14 protein-coding genes are annotated in these 16,370 nt (G+C 64.3%); 7 read left to right on the top strand and 7 right to left on the bottom strand.

The features are described from left to right. The first annotated feature begins 43 nt into the window (after positions 1-43). Entirely contained in the window at positions 44-889 is an 846-nt protein-coding gene (locus tag NKJ57_RS13235; RefSeq protein ID WP_023685133.1) for an aldo/keto reductase, read from the top strand. A gap of 52 nt (positions 890-941) precedes the next feature. Beyond that, positions 942-1,700: an MBL fold metallo-hydrolase gene (locus NKJ57_RS13230; protein WP_245261098.1), complete on the top strand. Its 759-nt coding sequence runs from the start codon at positions 942-944 to the stop codon at positions 1,698-1,700. 4 nt (positions 1,701-1,704) lie between these two features. On the opposite strand, the gene NKJ57_RS13225 is transcribed toward NKJ57_RS13230, so the two are convergent. From NKJ57_RS13225 to mutS, 3 genes are all read right to left on the bottom strand, one after another. Continuing rightward, positions 1,705-2,259, bottom strand: coding sequence for a TetR/AcrR family transcriptional regulator (locus tag NKJ57_RS13225; RefSeq protein WP_023703548.1), 555 nt, complete (start codon positions 2,257-2,259; stop codon positions 1,705-1,707). Between the two features lie 66 nt (positions 2,260-2,325). Next, on the bottom strand, positions 2,326-2,790 hold the full coding sequence (locus NKJ57_RS13220; protein ID WP_023703547.1) for a nuclear transport factor 2 family protein: 465 nt from the start codon (positions 2,788-2,790) through the stop codon (positions 2,326-2,328). Positions 2,791-2,863: 73 nt separating this feature from the next. Continuing rightward, the gene (mutS, locus tag NKJ57_RS13215; protein WP_352511032.1) at positions 2,864-5,593 is read right to left on the bottom strand and encodes a DNA mismatch repair protein MutS; all 2,730 of its coding nucleotides are present in this window, start codon (positions 5,591-5,593) and stop codon (positions 2,864-2,866) included. Between the two features lie 164 nt (positions 5,594-5,757). Here mutS and NKJ57_RS13210 point away from each other — a divergent pair, with 164 nt between their 5' ends. The 3 genes from NKJ57_RS13210 (at position 5,758) to NKJ57_RS13200 (ending at position 10,561) form a co-directional block, all read left to right on the top strand. Continuing rightward, the gene (locus NKJ57_RS13210) at positions 5,758-6,939 is read left to right on the top strand and encodes a glycosyltransferase family protein (RefSeq protein ID WP_352511031.1); all 1,182 of its coding nucleotides are present in this window, start codon (positions 5,758-5,760) and stop codon (positions 6,937-6,939) included. A gap of 144 nt (positions 6,940-7,083) precedes the next feature. Continuing rightward, positions 7,084-9,363, top strand: coding sequence for an NADP-dependent malic enzyme (locus NKJ57_RS13205; protein WP_023685127.1), 2,280 nt, complete (start codon positions 7,084-7,086; stop codon positions 9,361-9,363). A gap of 124 nt (positions 9,364-9,487) precedes the next feature. Next, positions 9,488-10,561 (top strand): GGDEF domain-containing protein, encoded by a 1,074-nt coding sequence (locus NKJ57_RS13200; RefSeq protein ID WP_352511029.1) that lies wholly within the window; start codon positions 9,488-9,490, stop codon positions 10,559-10,561. 71 nt (positions 10,562-10,632) lie between these two features. Here NKJ57_RS13200 and NKJ57_RS13195 read toward each other — a convergent pair whose 3' ends face one another. Further along, positions 10,633-11,625 (bottom strand): adenosine kinase, encoded by a 993-nt coding sequence (locus tag NKJ57_RS13195; protein ID WP_023709632.1) that lies wholly within the window; start codon positions 11,623-11,625, stop codon positions 10,633-10,635. Positions 11,626-11,841: 216 nt separating this feature from the next. On the opposite strand from NKJ57_RS13195, the gene NKJ57_RS13190 reads away from it, so the two are divergent. Both NKJ57_RS13190 and NKJ57_RS13185 read left to right on the top strand, forming a co-directional pair. Beyond that, the gene (locus NKJ57_RS13190) at positions 11,842-12,744 is read left to right on the top strand and encodes a DMT family transporter (RefSeq protein ID WP_352511027.1); all 903 of its coding nucleotides are present in this window, start codon (positions 11,842-11,844) and stop codon (positions 12,742-12,744) included. A gap of 202 nt (positions 12,745-12,946) precedes the next feature. Then, a complete protein-coding gene (locus NKJ57_RS13185; RefSeq protein ID WP_352511025.1) occupies positions 12,947-13,648 on the top strand; it encodes a sulfate transporter family protein in 702 nt (233 codons plus the stop codon). A gap of 5 nt (positions 13,649-13,653) precedes the next feature. Here NKJ57_RS13185 and NKJ57_RS13180 read toward each other — a convergent pair whose 3' ends face one another. The 3 genes from NKJ57_RS13180 to NKJ57_RS13170 all read right to left on the bottom strand — a co-directional run bounded on the left by NKJ57_RS13180 (position 13,654) and on the right by NKJ57_RS13170 (position 16,364). Further along, a complete protein-coding gene (locus tag NKJ57_RS13180) occupies positions 13,654-14,652 on the bottom strand; it encodes a proline racemase family protein (RefSeq protein ID WP_023743199.1) in 999 nt (332 codons plus the stop codon). Positions 14,653-14,665: 13 nt separating this feature from the next. Next, positions 14,666-15,469 carry an isocitrate lyase/PEP mutase family protein gene (locus tag NKJ57_RS13175; protein ID WP_352511024.1) on the bottom strand — a complete coding sequence of 268 codons (804 nt, stop codon included), beginning with the start codon at positions 15,467-15,469 and terminating at the stop codon, positions 14,666-14,668. A 76-nt stretch (positions 15,470-15,545) separates the two neighbouring features. Next, the gene (locus NKJ57_RS13170) at positions 15,546-16,364 is read right to left on the bottom strand and encodes a hypothetical protein (RefSeq protein ID WP_352511022.1); all 819 of its coding nucleotides are present in this window, start codon (positions 16,362-16,364) and stop codon (positions 15,546-15,548) included. Positions 16,365-16,370: the final 6 nt, after the last annotated feature.

Here is a 16,370-nt window from a genome sequence, read left to right as displayed (position 1 = left end):
TTGTGATGCCATTCGCATCGATTACACGGCGCCAGGAGCCCACATGCCATCGACGATAAGAGCCACCACACTGCCTTCGGGCGAGGCCGTCCAGGTGCTGGGACAGGGCACATGGAAGATGGGCGAGGATTCCCGCCGCCGCGCCGGCGAGGTCAATGCCCTGAAGCTCGGGCTGGACCTCGGCATCACGTTGATCGACACCGCTGAAATGTATGCCAGCGGCGGCGCCGAGGAGGTGGTAGCGGAAGCCATTGCCGGGCGCCGCGACGAACTCTTTCTTGTCTCCAAGGTATTGCCGTCCAATGCCTCGCGCGCCGGCGTGGCGCGGGCCTGCGAAAACAGCTTGAAGCGCCTGCGCACCGACCGCATCGATCTCTATCTCCTGCACTGGCCGGGCAGTGTGCCTCTATCTGAAACCGTCGAGGCTTTCGAGGCGCTGAAGGAGGCCGGCAAGATACGCCACTGGGGTGTCAGCAATTTCGACACCGACGAAATGGAGGAGCTGACCGGCCTGTCGTCTGGCAATCATGTCCAGACCAACCAGGTGCTCTACAATCTGTCGCGGCGCGGCCCCGAATTTGATCTCGCACCGTGGAGCCGGCAGCGCGGCATCCCGCTGATGGCCTATTCGCCGGTCGAGCAGGGCGCGCTGGCGCGCAATTCCAGGCTGGAAACCATCGCCGCCCGCCACAACGCCACGGCAGCACAGATCGCGCTTGCCTGGGTGATGGCGCAGCCCGGTGTCATCGCCATCCCGAAGGCGAGCAGCCAGGAGCATGTCCGCCAGAATGTTGCCGCGCTCGACATCGAGCTGACGGCCGAAGACCTCGCCGAACTCGACCGCGCCTTTCCACCGCCGACGCGCAAGCGCGGGCTGGAGATGATCTAGATTGGAACGGGTTTCGACCGGGTATCATCATACGGCGTATAGAGTCGGAGCCATGACGGTCACGTCGCTGCGCGACGGTTACGTCGACATGCCAATCAGGCGGCTGCGCCAGCCCGGAGACCGGACATTCGGTGACAACCTGCCCTCGCATGTACCGCTCGTCGACGGTGCGCTCAGGCTGTCGGTCAACGCCTTCGCCATCGATGACGGCGACGACATCACGCTGATCGACACAGGGGCTTCGAACGCCTGGCACCCGACAATGGGGCACCTGCCCGAGGCGCTGCGCGAGGCGAAGATCGCCACCGACCGGATTCGGACTGTTGCTTTCACCCACACCCATCTCGACCATATACACGGGCTCATCCTTGCCGATGGTGACGACGGCTTCCCGCAGCTCTCTCGCCTGCTTGTCCCGCGCGCTGAGCTCGGCATGTTTCGCGACGTGGCGAGGCTGGAACGCTTCCACGATCGCGCCCAGCCTCTCGATGCTGGACAGCGCGTCAGCGCTGACATCGATACGATCGGCTCCGCTGGCCATGAAGCCGGCCACACTTGCTTTCGCGTTGTGAGCGCAGGCGAAACACTGTTGATCTGGGGCGACATCGTACATGTGCCGTCGCTTCAATTCGATCGACCCGAGATCACGTGGGAATTCGACGCAGACCAGCAGCAGGCGAGGGCAAGCCGGTTGCAAATGCTGGCGCTTGCGGCCAACAACGACTGCTACGTTGCCGGCGCGCATCTTGATTCGCCCGGCGTCGGCCGGGTTTTTCGAACCGAGACGGCTTTCCGCTTCGAGCCCTTGTAGCACTCTAGCCGAGCGCCGCCCGCGCCCGTCGCAACGCGCGGGAAAACACTGCCGTGTCGTCGAAGGCGCGTGCCAGCGTGAGCGCGCCCTGGATGGCGCCGACCGCTTCTTCGGCGAGTTCGTCCGCCCTGTCAGCGCTGTGCCCGCTTCGGGTCAGCGCTTCGGCAAGATGCGCCACCCAGCGGCCGAAGTAGCTTCTGATCGCGATGGCGAAGAGGTCGCGGGATTCGTCCAGCGCGAAGGCGCCGATCAGGCACACCTGGCGGCCCGACCGGAAATAGCTCTCGGTCGCTTCGAACATCCGGTCGATGCCCGTACGAGGGTCGGCCCTGTCCTGCAACGGCACGAAGACATTCTCCTCGAACCAGCCATCTATATGGGCAATGACAGCCGCCGCCATCTCTTCCTTGCCGCCGGGGAAGAAGTGGTAAAGGCTGCCTTTGCCTAGGCCGGTCGCCGCACCGATCCGCGCCAGGCTCGCCCCTTCATAGCCGTGTTCGCGGAAAACCTCGCCGATGATGGAGAGCAAATCGGCGCGATCGGGCGCGATCCTGCGCATGCGCTAGTTTTTCCGCTTGAGCATGATCTTTGCCGAAAACCGCGACACAGCTCTAGGGATCATATTCTAAAGTCCGAGTTCGGACAGGCCGGGATGGTCGTCCGGCCGGCGGCCGAGCGGCCAGTGATATTTGCGCTCACCCTCGGCGATCGGCAGGTCGTTGATGCTGGCGACGCGCCTACGCATCAGTCCATCCGCGTCGAATTCCCAATTCTCGTTGCCGTAGGAGCGGAACCAGTGGCCGCTGTCGTCGCGCCATTCATAGGCAAAGCGCACCGCGATGCGGTTGTCGTTCCAGGTCCAGACCTCCTTGATCAGCCGGTAGTCCAGCTCGCGCGCCCATTTGCGCGTGAGGAAGGAGACGATCTCATTTCTGCCCGAGACGAACTCGGCGCGGTTGCGCCAGGTGCTGTCTTGCGTATAGGCGAGCGAAACCCGTTCGGGATCGCGGCTGTTCCAGGCGTCTTCGGCCATGCGCGCCTTCTGCGCGGCGGTCTCGGCGGTGAAGGGCGGCAGCGGCGGACGGCTCATGTCATTCTCCCATCGGCAAAGGCGATGGCGAGCATTGTACCAATCGGTACAATTGGTCAAGGCCGAAATCGGGCTAGGTTTTCCCCGCCAGCCCCTTCAGCCGGTAGAGCGCTTCCAGCGCCTCGCGCGGCGTCATCTCGTCTGGATTGATCTCACCCAGCGCTGCGCCCAATGCGTCGCTCTTCGCAGGCTTTGCCGCTTCCCGCTTCATTGCCACCGAAAACAGCGGCAGATCGTCGACCAGTCGGTTGGCCTTGCCGGAGACATCGCCTTCCTCGAGCTGATGCAGCACCTCTTTGGCGCGGCCGACCACCGCTTCCGGCAGACCGGCAAGTCGAGCGACCTGAACGCCATAGGAGCGATCGGCGGCACCCTTGCCGACCTCGTGCAGGAAGACGACGTCGCCTTCCCATTCCTTGACCCGCATGGTGACGTTGGAAAGGCGCGGCAGTTTGCCGGACAGCGCCGTCATCTCGTGGAAATGGGTGGCAAAGATCGCCCGGCAGCGGTTCTTCTCGTGCAGGTACTCGACCGCCGCCCAGGCGATCGACAGGCCATCGAAAGTGGCGGTGCCGCGGCCGATTTCGTCGAGGATCACCAGCGCCCGCTCACCGGCCTGGTTGAGGATCGCCGCCGTCTCGACCATCTCGACCATAAAGGTGGAGCGGCCACGCGCCAGATCGTCCGAGGCGCCGACGCGCGAGAACAACCGGTCGACGACGCCGATATGGGCCGATGTCGCCGGCACGAAGGAACCGGTTTGGGCGAGGATGGCGATCAGTGCGTTTTGCCGCAGGAAGGTCGACTTACCGCCCATATTCGGACCGGTGAGCAGCCAGATCGCGCCGGCCTTGGCCCCGTCTTGCGGCGACAGATCGCAATCATTGGCGACGAACGGCCCTTCGCCCGAACGCCGCAGCGCCTGTTCCACCACAGGATGGCGCCCGCCCGAAATGTCGAAGGCAAGGCTGGAATCGACCAGCGGCCGGCACCAGGCTTCGCTCTCCGACAACAGCGCGAGCGCCGCCGACACGTCGAGCACGGCGAGCGCATCGGCGCCGGCGCGGATCTTCTGCGCCTCGCCGACCGCCTCAGCCGTCAGCGTATCGAAAGCGGCAAGCTCGATGCTCAGCGCCCGGTCGGCGGCATTGGCGATCTTGGTCTCGAGTTCGGCAAGTTCGGTCGTGGTGAAACGCATGGCATTGGCCATGGTCTGGCGGTGGATGAAGCGCGCCTTGGCGCCGTCGCTTCCGGTCATGATTGAATGGTGGTTGGCCGTCACCTCGATGTAATAGCCCAGCACATTGTTGTGCCGGATTTTCAGCGAGCGGATGCCGGTCTCCTCGATCAGCGAGCGCTCCAGTCCGGCGATCACCTTGCGCGATTCGTCGCGCAGCGCCCGCATTTCGTCGAGTTCGGCATGGTAGCCGCCGCGCACGAAGCCGCCGTCGCGCCTCAGCAGCGGCAGTTCCTCGCCAAGAGCCTGGGTCAGATGCTCGGCCAGCGCGCGCGGCAGCGCCTTTATCGCGGCAAGTGCCGCGGTCAGCTCAGCGGGCAGGACGGTCGTTCCGAACAGTTCGGCAATGGTGGCCGCCGCTTCGAAGCCGGCACGCAGCGCGCCGAGGTCGCGCGGGCCGCCGCGGTTGAGCGCCAACCGCGACAGCGCTCGCGGCATGTCGGCGACGCTCTTCAGGCTTGACCGCACCGCCTGGCAGAGCCGCGTCTCGGCGCGGAAGAACGATACCGAATCAAGCCGGGCGGCAATCGCCGCCGGATCGGTCAGCGGCGCCATCAGCCGGTCGGCGAGCAGCCTGGCGCCGCCGCCGGTGACCGTGCGGTCTATAGCCTTGAACAGCGAGCCGTCGCGGCTGCCCGACAGCGTGCGCAACAGTTCCAGATTGCCGCGTGTCGCAGGATCGATGAACAGCGTCGAGCCCTGCTCCTCGCGTTCGGGACGCGACAAAGGCGGCCGCTCGGCCTTCTGCGTCTTTTCGACGTAGGCGATGGCGCCCGAGATCGCCGACAATTCGGCGCGCGAGAAGGCACCGAAACTGTCAGGCGTCGCCACTTCGAAGAAGCGCGCGATCCGCCCCGCTGCCGAAGCCGAATCGAAAAGCGACGGCGGCTGCGGGCTGGCGACGCGGCCGATGACGTCGAACACCGGCTTCAGCTCGGGATCGTAAAACACCGGCTCGGCGACGATCAGCTCGCGCGGGTCGACGCGGAAGACATCGGCCAGCAGGCGGTCGGCCGTGGTTTCGGCGACGCGGAAGACGCCGGTCGAGATCTCGATCCAGGCCATGGCGAAGGCGTCACCGCTGTTGCCGCCCTTCACCCGCCCTAGCGCCATCAGGAAGCTCGATTCCGACGGCGCCAGCAATTTATCCTCGGTGATGGTGCCTGGCGTCACCAGGCGCACCACGTCACGGCGTACGACCGATTTGCCGCCGCGCTTCCTGGCTTCCGCCGGGTCCTCGATCTGCTCGCAGACGGCAACGCGAAAACCTTGGCCGATCAGCTTTGGCAGATAGTCGTCGGCCGCATGCACCGGCACGCCGCACATCGGAATGTCGTTACCCTGGTGCTTGCCGCGCTTGGTCAGGACGATGCCCAGCGCCTTACTCGCCTTTTCGGCGTCGTCGAAGAACAGCTCGTAGAAATCGCCCATGCGGTAGAACAGCAGAGAATCCGGGTTCGCCGCCTTGATCTCGATATATTGCTCCATCATTGGCGTGACGCTGCCGACGGGCGCAGGCGGTGTCACCTCGGGGGCGTCGGTTTCTGCTGAAGTGTGCATGTTCATGCCCGCACGCTAGCAGATGTGGGTGCGGGGTTTAATGCCGGCGGCCCGAAAAGCAGGGGACGACCGGCCTCGACGGCGGCTTGTGCTCCCTCTACCCCGGGTGAAGCCGTTGGTTGCATCGGGCGACAACCCGACCCTATGATCGCCCTGGCGGGATAGGCGGCATGGATCAGGACAAGCAGGAAGGGTTCGAGGAACTGGTCGGTCCGGCTGGATCGACCGCCACGCGCCTGTTGCTTTTGGCGGCGCGGCGCGTGCATCGGACCAAAAGCAAGCTGCGCGGGTCGGTGCGCAAACGCGTTCCCTTCCTCCTGCCGACACGCGGCCCGCTGTCCGATCTCGATAGCGGCATCGACATGTCGCTGCATGTGCTCAGCCGCGACCCGCTGGTGCTCTATGTCCCGATTGGCGGAGCCCGTCCGCTCTATCCGCTGGCGGCCCTTGGCCGGCGCCTGGCGGGACGGCGCGTCACCTTCCTGACGATGCAGACCTGGACCATGGAGCGGCCGGCTGTCATCTCCCGGATGGGCCGCGATCTCGCCTGGTATGCCGGCCGGTTTCCGCTGCACGAAATCATCTTCCTGTGCAACACCGAGGAAGAGCGCCGTCTCGTCGCGGCTGCGGGCGGCAATGCCATCTTCTCCAACCACAATCTGATGGTGTCGGAGGATATATTCCGGCCGCTGCCGGACGTGCCGGTCGAATTCGACGCCGTCTACAATGGCCGCATCTCGCCGATCAAACGCCATCACCTCGCCTTCGACATAGAGCGGCTGGCCCACATCACCTATTCGATCGGCGAATTGCCGCCGGTTGCCGCCCGCGCCTTTGTCCGGCGACTGCAGGCGCAATCGCCGCTCCACAAAATCGCCAATCCGCTCGTCGACGGCTGGCCGGGCAAGCTGACGGCGCAACAGGTCAACCGCGTCTACAACCAGGCCGCCGTCGGGCTGTGCCTGTCGGCCGTGGAAGGAGCGATGTACTCCTCGATGGAATATCTGATGGCCGGCCTGCCGATTGTCAGCACCCCGAGCCTTGGCGGCCGCGACGTCTATTTCGATCCGGATTATTGCATCGTCGCCGATCCGGAACCGGCTGCCATTCGCCGCGCCGTCGAGACGCTGCGAGATCGTGCCATACCGCGTCAGCACATCCGCCGCCGCACGCTGGAGAAGGTTCACGCCCAGCGCATCGAACTCATGGCGTTCCTGACTGCATTGCTGCGGCGCAAGGGAAGCCGTGCGCCACTCATCGAGACGTGGCCTTTCCCCGGCACAGACGGCATGATGCGACGGGGAACGGTGCGCGAAATCGCTGCCTTCGTCAGCGAGCCAGAGCCGACGTGACGCCATTCGACCCTCGGGAGATTTCGCTGCGGGCGTGAAGATCGCTTGGCGATTTACAGCGGTGGCGTGTAGCCTTGATTCAGACGTTTCAAAAACACGCACCCGTCTCAAGGGGGCGACACCGGCGAGGAAATCAAAAGCATCATGGCCAAGAAAACCGAAAACAGCGGCCCCTCCGTCAGCGCCGAGGAGGCGCTGGAATTCCACGCCATGGGCCGCCCCGGCAAGCTGGAGATCGTCGCCACCAAGCCGATGGCGACGCAGCGCGATCTGAGCCTCGCCTATTCGCCGGGTGTCGCGGTTCCTGTGCTGGCCATCGCCGAAGACCCCAGCCGCGCCTTCGACTACACGACGCGCGGCAACATGGTCGCCGTCATCTCCAACGGCACCGCCATTCTCGGCCTCGGCAATCTCGGCGCGTTGGCCTCCAAGCCGGTGATGGAAGGCAAGGCGGTGCTGTTCAAGCGCTTCGCCGATGTCGATTCCATCGATCTCGAGGTCGACACCGAGGATGCCGACGAATTCATCAATTGCGTGCGCTTTCTCGGCCCGTCCTTCGGCGGCATCAACCTGGAAGACATCAAGGCGCCGGAATGCTTCATCATCGAGCAGCGCCTGCGTGAATTGATGGACATCCCGGTCTTCCATGACGACCAGCACGGCACCGCCATCATCTCGGCCGCCGGGCTGATCAACGCGCTGGAGATCACCGGCCGCGACATGAAGACCACGAAAATGGTCTGCAACGGCGCCGGCGCCGCCGGCATCGCCTGCATCGAACTGATGAAGGCGATGGGCTTTGCCCCCGAGAACATAATCCTGTGCGACACCAAGGGCGTCGTCTACCAGGGCCGCACCGAAGGCATGAACCAGTGGAAGTCGGCGCATGCGGTCAAGACCGACACGCGCAGCCTGGCCGAGGCGCTGGACGGCGCCGACGTCTTCCTCGGCCTGTCGGCCAAGGGCGCATTGACCACCAAGATGGTGCAGTCGATGGCCAAGAACCCGATCATCTTCGCCATGGCCAATCCCGACCCGGAGATCACGCCGGAGGAAGTGGCCGAAATCCGCACCGACGCCATCATGGCCACCGGGCGTTCCGACTACCCCAACCAGGTCAACAATGTGCTGGGCTTCCCCTACATCTTCCGCGGTGCGCTGGATGTCAGGGCCACCACCATCAATGACGACATGAAGATCGCCGCAGCGAGAGCGCTGGCCGACCTGGCGCGCAAGGACGTGCCCGACGATGTCGCCGCCGCCTATCAGGGCAACCGGCCGAAATTCGGCCCGAACTACATCATCCCGGTGCCGTTCGATCCGCGCCTGATCTCGGCCATCCCGCTCGCTGTGGCCAAGGCGGCGATGGAGTCAGGCGTCGCCCGCAAGCCGATCCTCGACCTCGACCGCTACGCGCAGGAACTGTCGGCCCGCCGCGACCCGATCGCCTCGACCTTGCAGCGCATCTACGACCGCGTCCGCCGCCAGCCCAAGCGCATCGTCTTTGCCGAGGGCGAGGAAGAACAGGTGATGCGCGCCGCCGTCTCCTATGTGAACCAGAAGCTCGGCACCGCGATCCTGCTCGGCCGCGACGATGTCATCAAGGAAAACGCCAGGCACGCCGGCATCGACCTCAACAAGCAAGGCATCGAGATCATCAATGCCAGGCTGTCGCGCCGCAACGGCATCTATACCGATTATCTCTACGAGCGCATGCAGCGCAAAGGCTTCCTGTTCCGCGACTGCCAGCGGCTGATCAACAACGACCGCAACCATTTCGCCGCCTGCATGGTGGCGCTGGGCGATGCCGACGGCATCGTCACCGGCGTCACCCGCAACTATTCCACGGCGCTTGACGATATCCGCCGCGTCATCGACGCCAAGCCCGGACACCGCGTCATCGGCGTCTCCATCGTGCTCGCGCGGGGCAAAACAGTCCTCGTCGCCGATACCGCCGTGCACGACATGCCCAATGCCGAGCAGATCGCCGACATCGCCGAAGAGGCGGCGGGATTTGCCCGCCGCATGGGCTACGAGCCGAGGCTCGCCATGCTTGCCTATTCGACCTTCGGCCACCCGCAGGGCGAACGCTCCGAGCGGGTGCAGGAAGCGGTGCGTATCCTGGACAAGCGCCGCGTCGATTTCGAATATGACGGCGAGATGGCCGCCGACGTTGCGTTGAACGCCCGCGCCATGGCGCAGTATCCGTTCATCCGGCTGACCGGCCCGGCCAACGTGCTGATCATGCCGGCGTTCCACTCGGCCTCGATCTCGACCAAGATGCTGCAGGAACTCGGCGGCTCCACCGTCATCGGCCCGCTGCTGGTCGGCCTCAACAAGCCGGTCCAGATCGTCTCGCTGAACGCCAAGGATTCGGACATCGTCAACATGGCTGCGATCGCGGCCTATAGCGCGGGAGCCTGATTGGCGGCAAAATCGCCAACCCATAAGAGATTGATAATATTCGGCTGCTATAGGGAACGTTCTCGCCCCCTATGGCCTTATGGCATTGGCGGCGCGCTCAGACCGCCAAAACGGGGATGCGGCCATGAAGCATGACACGGCATCTGTGGTCGGCCAGGGGGTCTATCACGACGAGCGCCTGGATGCGCTGCTGAGCATCACCGGCCGCATGGACGGTTATCTCTACCGTTGCCGCAACGATGCGTCCTACACCATGCTCTACATCAGCGACGGCATTTTCACCGTCAGCGGTTATCGGCCGAGCGACTTCATTCAAAATGCTGTGCGCGACTATGTCTCGGCCATCCACCCGGATGATCTCGCCGCCGTCTATGCCGCCGTCGATACCGCGCTCGAGGCGCGCTGCAACTGGAACGTCGACTACCGCATCGTGCCGCAGGTCGGCGAGCCGCTCTGGGTCCGCGAGATCGGCGGCGGCGTCTGGGACGAGGCCGGCGAACTGGAATTCCTGGAAGGTTTCGTCGTCGACATCAGCGACCGCAAGGTCGTCGAGGATCTCAACGCCGAGCTGCTGCTCGAACTCAAGGCCGCCAATGAGGAACTCTCCGTACAAAAGCGCGAGATCGAGCTGGCCAAGCAGCACAGCGACCACTCGGCCAACCACGATGCATTGACCGGCCTGCCCAACCGGCGCGCCTTTCACAACGAGCTGAGGTCGGTGATCGACCGCTGCGACAGCACCGGCCAGGCGGCCGGCCTGCTGTTCATCGACCTCGATAGGTTCAAGAAGGTCAACGACACGCTCGGCCACGAGGCCGGCGACGCGCTGCTGCATGAGGTGGCGGGTGAGCTTCGCACCGTCCTGCGCAGCGCTGATTTCGTGGCGCGGCTCGGTGGAGACGAGTTCGCATTCCTGTTTTCAGGAGAGGCTAGCCGGGCCCGACAGAAGGCCGTGGGCGTCGCCGAACGTATCCTGGAAAAGCTGCGGATCAAGGTGCCGACGCCGAATGGTGCCATCCATGTTGGTTGCACCGTTGGCGTCGCCATCTACCCGGCGGAAGCCTCCGATTCGGAGGCGCTGATAACGCTCGCCGACCGACTGATGTACATCGGCAAAAAGAGCGGCCGCAACCGGCTGGTCACCGCCGGGGCTTTGGAACCCGGGCCTACGTCCGACGACCTTCGCCGCACCGCCTGAGCGGAGCGCCGGACAGCCTCAACCGGCGGGCACCCCTCATCTGGCTCGGCGCTGCGCGCCGAAAGACGGCCCTACAGCAACCCCGCCAGTTGGGCCGCGCTGCGCAAATTCTGCCGCGGCCTTGGCCCAAGCTGCTGGATCACCAGCCCGGCGGCTAGCGAGCCGAGATCGCCGCAATCCTTCAGGCTGCGCCCGCTCGTGTAGCCGTAGAGGAAGCCGGCGGCGTAGAGGTCGCCGGCGCCGGTGGTGTCGACCAGCTCGCGGATCGTCGTCGCCTGGATGGTGACGGTCTCCTCGCCACGCACGATCACCGAGCCTTTTTCGGAGCGGGTGACAGCGGCAATCTTGCAGTCCTTGCGGATAGCCGCCAGCGCCTCGTCGAAGGATTTTGTCTGATAGAGCGACTTGATCTCGTGGCTGTTGGCAAAGACGATGTCGACAGTGCCCGAGCGCATCAGTTCGAGGAACTCGTCGCGGTAGCGGTCGACGCAGAACGAATCCGACAACGTCATCGACACTTCGCGTCCGGCCTCGTGTGCGAGCTTCGCCGTCTGCCGGATCGCCTCCTTGGCGCGCGGCGGATCCCACAGATAGCCCTCGAAATAGGTCACCTTGGCGCCCGACGCCTTGTCGGCCTCGACATCTTCCGGCCCGAGTTCGATGCAGGCGCCGAGATAGGTGTTCATCGAGCGCTCGCCGTCGGGGGTGACGAAGATCATCGAGCGCGCCGTCGGCGGCTGGCCCTCGAGCGGCCGGGTGTCGAAGGCGACGCCCTGGGCATGGATGTCATGCGCGTAGATTTCGCCGAGCGGATCGTTCGACACCTTGCCGAAGAACGCGGCGCGGCCGCCGAAGCTGGCGATGCCGGCGGCGGTATTGCCGGCGCTGCCGCCGGAGGCCTCGATCGCCGGCCCCATGCGGCTGTAGAGCAGCTCGGCGCGCTTGGTGTCGATGAGGTTCATCGCACCCTTGATGATGCCGTTGGTCTCGAGAAAAGCGTCGTCGCACTGGGCGATGATGTCGACAATGGCATTGCCGATGCAAAGCACGTCAAAATCCGGCATCAATGTCTCCGCCTTGGAACCTGCCGGCTTTCTGCCGCGCCCGGGCGGGTCTACAGCATCACCCCGAAAAATGGCAACCGATTTCCACCCTTTGCCCGCCCAGGCCGGCGCGCGCGCCTGGGACGAGGCTCCATCACAGTTCGACCGTGGCCGAAGCATCTGACCGCCGGGTCGCCTACAAGCTTGGCCTCAGATCAAGCGCTGGAAGCACCCTGCATGCAAGCAAAGACCGACATGACCACCGAACTGGCGCTGCTTGGCGTGCTGGCCGCCCTGTGGGGCGCGTCCTATACCTTCATCAAGATCGGTGTCGAGACGATCCCGCCGATAACCTTCATCGCTGCTCGCACCCTGATCGCCGGCGCCATCCTGCTCGTGCTGATCCGCTGGCGCGGCCTTTCCATGCCCAAGGACGGCGCGACCTGGTGGCGGTTCATGGTTCAGGCCTGCCTCAACAGCGTCGTGCCATTCACGCTGATCGCCGCCGCCGAGCGCTCCATCGACGCCGGCCTCGCCACCATTCTCAACGCGACCTCGCCGATCTTCACCTTCCTGCTGACCGCGCTCATCACCCGCCACGAAACCGTAACCGCGCGCAAGCTGTTCGGTGTCGGTGCAGGCATTGCCGGCATTTGCCTGATCGTCGGCACCCAGGCGCTTGGCGGGCTCGGCCATCAATTGTGGGCGCAGCTTGCCGTCATTGCCGCCACGGTCTGCTATGCCGGCGCCGCCATTTTCGGCCGCAGCTTTAGGGGACTCGACCCGATGCTGCCGGCCACCGGCTCGATGCTGTGCGGCGCGGTCATCCTCGTCCCCTTGAGCCTGGCCTTCGACCGCCCGTGGACGCTGTCGCCTTCAATGGCGTCGATACTGGCCTTGTTCGCATTGTCGGTGTTCTCCACGGCGCTGGCCTTCTGCATCTTTTTCCGCCTCATCCACACTCTGGGTTCGGTCGGCACGACGTCGCAGGCCTATCTGCGCGTGCCGATCGGCGTCGGCATCGGCGTCGTGTTTCTCGGCGAAAGCATCGGGCCGACGGCGCTCTGGGGCATGGGCTGCGTCGTCGCCGGCGTTGCGGCAATGACCATCCCAGCCCGCTCCCGGGCGCTGGCGCGCTAGATCATTATCAGATTTGGTTGAAATCTCATCATGATCTAACCCTTTGTTGGAGTATGATCTTTTCCAAAAACCGGTCCCCATTTTTTGGGATCATGCTCTAGTTAGTTCCCGTCCGGAATTGCGCCCGCTCCAGCAGGCTTGCGGCTGATAGGGTCTCCGCCTATGTCGGAGATGTCCGTTTGTTCCTGGGGGTGGAAACGCCGTGATCTCCAACGCTGCCCGCGCCGCCTTCAGCCGGCTGTTTTCTCCCGAATTCCGCGCGGTTTTCCTGAAGACGCTAGGCTTGACAGTGCTGGCACTGGTCGCCTTGTGGTTCGCTTTGACCGGGCTTGTCGATTGGCTGGCGCTGCCATGGGTTCACTCCTTGTTGCCCGGCCTGCCGTCCTGGGCCGGATGGCTGGGCGGCATTATCGCGGCCATCGCTCTTGCCTTCGGGATGGCGCTGCTGATCGCGCCGGTGACGGCAATCGTGGCCGGCCTGTTTCTCGACGACATCGCCGAAGTGATCGAGCGCACCGACTATCCGGCCGATACCGTCGGACGCGCCATGCCGGCGCTGCGCTCGCTCGTGTTGTCGGTGAAATTTTTCGGCGTCGTCATCCTGGGCAACATCGTCGCCCTGCTGCTTCTGTTGGTTCCGGGCGTCAACATCGCCGCCTTCTTCATCGTCAACGGCTATCTGCTGGGACGTGAATTCTTCGAATTCGCCGCCATGCGCTTCCGCCCGGAAGATGAGGCGAGGGCGTTGCGCCGGAAATATGCCGGCACCGTCTTTCTGGCCGGGCTGCTCATCGCTGCCTTCCTCGCCGTGCCCCTGCTCAACCTGCTGACGCCGCTCTTTGCCGCCGCCATGATGGTGCATCTGCACAAGGCGGTCGGCGCGCGGGAGAGCGCCGGGCGATAGGCCTATCAACGCAGAAGAAAACCGCGTCCCAATTCGTCATCCGGCTCGACGGTGAATTCCGCCCGGCCCGAATAGTAGGCGCGGCCACCGACGCGGGCGATGATCGCATCATGCGGGCCGGCCATGGTCGTGCGCGCCACCGCTCCGGAAAAGCGCGAGCCGGCGATGCTTTCGAAGGACCGCTCCTGACCAGGGTTGATCTCACCCTTGGCATGCATTGCCGCCAGCCGCGCGGTGACGCCGGAGCCGGTCGGCGAGCGGTCGACCTCGGCATCGGCAAAGACGCAGATGTTTTTTGTTGCCTCGCCGGAGAACGCATCGTGTCCATCGGTGAGGATGGTGCCGTAGAGGAAAGCGAGATCGGCATGGTCGGGATGCGATAGAGGGAACGCCGCCTTCAGCCGCTCGGTCAGCGCGGTTGCCGCGTCGACGAAATCGCGCACCCGGCTGCGGCCGAACTCCAGGCCGAATTGATGGCAGTCGGCCAGCGCGTAGAAGGCGCCGCCATAGGCGATGTCGAACGCAATCTTGCCGTATCCCCCCAATTCGATTTGTTGGTCATGGGCAAACAGAAAGGCCGGCACGCTTTCGAACGACACCGATCCCGCTTTGCCGTCCTTGACCTCCACCGAAGCGACGACCAAGCCGCACGGCGCCTCGATGTTGACCATGGTGATTGGCTCCTGTTTCGCCACCAGGCCTTCGTCGACGGCGTAGCGGCCAAGCGCAATGATGGCGTGGCCGCACATGGTGGAATAACCCTCGTTGTGCATGAACAGCACGGCCAGCTCGGCGCCGGGCAGGTCGGGCTCCACCAGCAGCGCGCCATACATGTCGTAGTGGCCGCGCGGCTCGAAGATCAGCAGCTTGCGCAAATGGTCGAGGTGGTCGCGCACATAGGCGCGCTTTTCCAGGATCGTGCCTTTGGGAATGTCTGGATAGCCGCCGGTGACGATCCTGAGCGGCTCGCCGCCGGTGTGCATGTCGACGACGGTGAGCGTCATGCGCCGGGACCCCCTAGCCTGAGGATTTGGAAAACAGCGCCTGCAATTTGCCGAACGGGATGGCGGCCCGGGTGAAGCCGAACGTGCCGTCCTGCTGGATCTCGCGCGCCGCGGTTTCCAGCATGCCGAAGGCGAAATTGGTCAGCCACGGACCGAGCGAGATGCGCTTGACCCCGGCCATGGCAAGGTCGGCGATGGTGAAGGCCGGGAGTGCCATGACATTGACCGGCCTGCTCACTGCCGAGCAGACGTTCCGGATGGTCTCGACATCTTTGAGGCCCGGCGCATAGAGCACGTCGGCGCCGGCCTTTTCGAAGGCCTGCAGCCGCTTGATAGTGTCGTCGAGATCCGGTTTGCCCCAAAGGAAATTCTCGGCCCGTGCGGTGAAGACGAAATCATGCTTGAGCGCCCGTGCGGCCTCAGCAGCAGCTGCAACGCGCTCGACGGCGTGTGAAAACTCATAGATGGGCTTGTCGGGATCGCCGGTATGGTCCTCGATCGAGCAGCCGGCGAGACCTGCCGCTTCGGCCGCAAAAACCGTCTCGGCGGCACTCGTCGCGCTGTCGCCCTTGCCTTTCTCGAGATCGGCCGACACCGGCAGGCTGGTCGCCGCCGTCAGCTCGCGGCAATGGTGGATCATCGCCTCGAAGGTCACTGCGCCATCGGGCAGGCCGCGCGAGAAGGCAAAACCGGCGCTGGTCGTCGCCAGCGCCTTGAAGCCGAAGGAGGCCAGGAGCTTGGTCGTGCCGACATCCCAGGGGTTGGGCATGACGAAGGTCGAGGCGTGCAGGTCGCGAAAGATCTTGCCCTTGTCCATGAGTGCTCCCTTCAGATGCGGAATATCGGCAGATTCTATCGTGCAGAAATGCACCGGGCAAACGAATGCGGTTGGCTCAGAAGCGTTTGGCGTTCTCTCCTGCCAATCTGTCCAGCGCGTCGGAATCCTTGACGTAGTGCAACGTCTTCTTGTCCCAATGATAGGTAACGGAAATTGTGTGGGCTTCAGGCTTGGGCGGCTGGCCGTCGCAGCTCTCGCCGTTGAGCACCGTGGCGTCGGTCACCGTCACTTTGACCGCGGCATAAGGCTGTCCGTCAGCGATCGTCTGGAAAGCAACATCCTGCTTGCGGCTGTAGGCGCACAGGTTCTCATCGAAGGTGAAGATCATGTCGATCAGTTGGAATTTGTCGTCGCGCACCATGATCAGCGGCGTGATCGCGTAGTTTTGGCTTGAATTGAAATGCGCGCTCATGGTGATCACGATGTCGTCGTTCGGCCCAACGGAAAGCTTGCCCGGTTCACGGAAATAGGTGCCGCGGTCGAGCGCGACATTGACGACGTCGAGCAGCTTCGGCCTGTCTGTGATGTCGTAGAGCGCCAGCACGGCATAGCCTTCGGCGCTGTCGGGAGAGTCGCCGAGGTCGTAGAGCATCGCCAGCCGGTCCTTACCCCCGGCCTTGATGGCGAGCACGCCGGCGTTGGAGAGGCCCGATGTCTCAGGCGGCGAACCGCCGCCATCCGGTCCCTCGATGTGGCGCATCTCGATCGGCAATCCACCCCGGTAGAAACCGTTGCTGTCACCTGCGAGGCCGGGAATGACCATCCTTGCGAGGTCCAGATAGGTCACATCCATGTGGCCGGGGATGGCGCTGCCGAATTCCGGGAAGCTGACGGCTTGCGCGCCGGCTGCGGTCCAAAGCCACGGCAGCAGCACAAGCGC

The sequence above is a fragment of the Mesorhizobium sp. M0077 genome (genome assembly GCF_040322955.1).
In the GTDB taxonomy this organism is placed as follows: Bacteria; Pseudomonadota; Alphaproteobacteria; order Rhizobiales; family Rhizobiaceae; genus Mesorhizobium.
This window is presented reverse-complemented; position numbering and strand designations above follow the sequence as displayed.

Excerpts from the sequence above, each read along its gene's own strand:
- NKJ57_RS13205 (WP_023685127.1), top strand. The coding sequence starts at position 7,084 with ATGGCCAAGAAAACCGAAAACAGCGGCCCCTCCGTCAGCGCCGAGGAG.
- mutS (WP_352511032.1), bottom strand. The coding sequence starts at position 5,593 with ATGAACATGCACACTTCAGCAGAAACCGACGCCCCCGAGGTGACACCG.
- NKJ57_RS13195 (WP_023709632.1), bottom strand. The coding sequence starts at position 11,625 with ATGCCGGATTTTGACGTGCTTTGCATCGGCAATGCCATTGTCGACATC.
- NKJ57_RS13235 (WP_023685133.1), top strand. The coding sequence starts at position 44 with ATGCCATCGACGATAAGAGCCACCACACTGCCTTCGGGCGAGGCCGTC.
- NKJ57_RS13210 (WP_352511031.1), top strand. The coding sequence starts at position 5,758 with ATGGATCAGGACAAGCAGGAAGGGTTCGAGGAACTGGTCGGTCCGGCT.
- NKJ57_RS13220 (WP_023703547.1), bottom strand. The coding sequence starts at position 2,790 with ATGAGCCGTCCGCCGCTGCCGCCCTTCACCGCCGAGACCGCCGCGCAG.
- NKJ57_RS13200 (WP_352511029.1), top strand. The coding sequence starts at position 9,488 with ATGAAGCATGACACGGCATCTGTGGTCGGCCAGGGGGTCTATCACGAC.
- NKJ57_RS13175 (WP_352511024.1), bottom strand. The coding sequence starts at position 15,469 with ATGGACAAGGGCAAGATCTTTCGCGACCTGCACGCCTCGACCTTCGTC.
- NKJ57_RS13225 (WP_023703548.1), bottom strand. The coding sequence starts at position 2,259 with ATGCGCAGGATCGCGCCCGATCGCGCCGATTTGCTCTCCATCATCGGC.
- NKJ57_RS13180 (WP_023743199.1), bottom strand. The coding sequence starts at position 14,652 with ATGACGCTCACCGTCGTCGACATGCACACCGGCGGCGAGCCGCTCAGG.
- NKJ57_RS13190 (WP_352511027.1), top strand. The coding sequence starts at position 11,842 with ATGCAAGCAAAGACCGACATGACCACCGAACTGGCGCTGCTTGGCGTG.
- NKJ57_RS13230 (WP_245261098.1), top strand. The coding sequence starts at position 942 with ATGACGGTCACGTCGCTGCGCGACGGTTACGTCGACATGCCAATCAGG.